This is a genomic window from Candidatus Accumulibacter vicinus (assembly GCF_000584955.1).
GTDB classification, from domain to species: domain Bacteria; phylum Pseudomonadota; class Gammaproteobacteria; order Burkholderiales; family Rhodocyclaceae; genus Accumulibacter; species Accumulibacter vicinus.
In genome coordinates this window covers 27913-29927 of sequence record NZ_JDSS02000051.1, presented here as the reverse complement: position 1 = coordinate 29927, position 2015 = coordinate 27913, and the positions used below count along the sequence as shown (strand labels likewise).

At 55.4% G+C, this 2015-nt stretch carries 2 protein-coding genes; both read left to right on the top strand.

The features are described from left to right. Positions 1-753: 753 nt before the first annotated feature. Positions 754-1230, top strand: a complete 477-nt coding sequence (locus CAPSK01_RS20060) for a hypothetical protein (RefSeq protein ID WP_034931024.1) — start codon at positions 754-756, stop codon at positions 1228-1230. Between the two features lie 64 nt (positions 1231-1294). Continuing rightward, positions 1295-2015 (top strand): hypothetical protein (locus CAPSK01_RS20055; RefSeq protein WP_273704178.1); only part of this gene is annotated, 721 nt, incomplete at its 3' end.

The window sequence follows — 2015 nt, the reverse complement described above, 5'->3', positions numbered from 1 at the left end:
GGCTCACATAATGAAAGCCCCCGGCTTTGCCGGGGGATGGTTACTTCCGGCCGGCGCCTGAATGACGATCTCTCGAAGAGAACAAATTTACCCTGAGGCGATGCCTTTTTGGGTTGCGGCCACCGGCCGCGCCAAGCTATAGTGCTTGGCAATAATGCGGTCGCTGAGCTGTTCAAGCAGCCGCCTGGGGGATCGAGGAGCGCCGCCGTCACAGACGCAATTGCCCGAACTTTTAGTGAACGTGTCCATTGGGCACCTCCTTGTTTCGGTTGGAAATTTGCCGATCACTGAGCAGACATACAGCATAATGACGCAAAGTGAATCGTCAAATAGGATGTCCACTTCACGTTAGAGCTCAAGTGCCTTACGCCGCAAAGATCGTCCTCAACTGTTCCCGAGGCTATCGCTCAGAGCTCGATGCGATGGTCGAGGCATTCATTGCAGACGGAGTGGCGCTTGTTGCGGTCGCCGGAGTCGACTGCGAGCGGATTGAGGACATCATTGATGAGCTCGTGGTCGGGAACGGATCCGACACCTCGCGATTCATCTTGACGTCGGCACATCCGGGCGAATCGCTGCTAGAGGTTGTCGAGTTTGCTCGGTCCTCGATTTCCGAGCCTCCTGGGGAGCCTCAAGTTGTTGAGCTCTAACCTTTCATTGCAGCCGACCTGCGCCAGCTACGCTGGCTGGTCGGCTGAATTCAAACGTTATGCCTTGTAGGCGCGGGCAGCAGCCAAACTCAGAGGAGAAAGCATGGCAGCAAAACCCACATACTGGATTGGTCCACGCCCGTCGGAGGGAAAGCGCTGGGCCTACACAACGGCGGCGACCGTCCTCACTGGAGACGACGAGAAAGAGGCCATCTACCACATGTATCGGCGGTATGTGAAACAGTGGAACGACATTGAGCTAGACAACGACAGGTGCCTGTCCGAGCATACCCACGAAATTTGCGGCGCCAAGGTGGTTGGTAGCGGCAATCGCCGGTTCATCCTCCATTGGTACGGAGATAATCAAGTTCATTGGATTCTCGAAATCTTGTTCGCGAGGGGTTTCCGAGAGTACTACCCGGGCCTTTCGTGTGGTCGTAACACCCTCAGATCAGCCAAAGACATTCGCGCCATTCGCCTTCACTGGAGCGAAGGCGGCAGAGAAGAATTTGGCCGCTGGTTGGCAACCGAGCAGTCAACGAACGGAGACAAGGGAGAGTGGAGTGAGTACAAGGCATAACCCTGCGGTGCAGGGGACGCTGCGCAATAAAACCGCGCATCGCCCCTGACCTCCACGTTAGAGAATGCCACGCCCTGACTACATACTCGGACACGAGGCGGTCGGAAAGCGGCCAAACATCCGGAACGAACTCCGTCGCATCAAACACGACCCAATGGAGCCGTTTCTCGTCGCTCTTGGCGATGATCTTGATGATTTCGTGAGTTCAGACGTAACGCGATATAGGGACGCTTACAACTACTACTACTTGGCGATGCGTCGCTATCTTCAAAACATGTCGGTAGCCGCCCGGTTCAGAAACGGGCCGCACTACACGCTGAAATACGGTGGGAAATACACACCTTACGAGAGGAAGTTGGCGGCCCAATACAAAGAACTTCGCCCGTTTCTTGAGTTCGACATGTCGAATTGCCTTCTTCACACACGCATCCTGCTTGACCGTGTTGCAGGCCTCTCGCGTCGATTTCTAAATCTTCCCCAGACTCCCAGTTTTACCTCGTTCAGCGACCACAAGAAGTTCTTCGAGCGGGGAAAGGCACCCGTGGGCAAACACGATGAATATGCTCGCTATATTGTCGAGAGCACGCCTTGGTTCGAAATGCCGCTCAAAGAGGTCCGCGACAAGTTCCTTGTCCACGCCGCCTCGAAACACATGCGCTTTATGGGAATGCCGAACGACTTCGAGGTGGAACTTACAATCATGCTTCCCGATGCAGCGCCTCCCGCCAAGCCGTTTTCCAGTAATCGTTCACTCCCCCTATGCTGCTGCCGGGATGGCTGGGAGC

Bases quoted from the DNA above. Each gene is read 5' to 3' on its own strand.
- CAPSK01_RS20060 (WP_034931024.1), top strand. From the start codon at position 754: ATGGCAGCAAAACCCACATACTGGATTGGTCCACGCCCGTCGGAGGGA.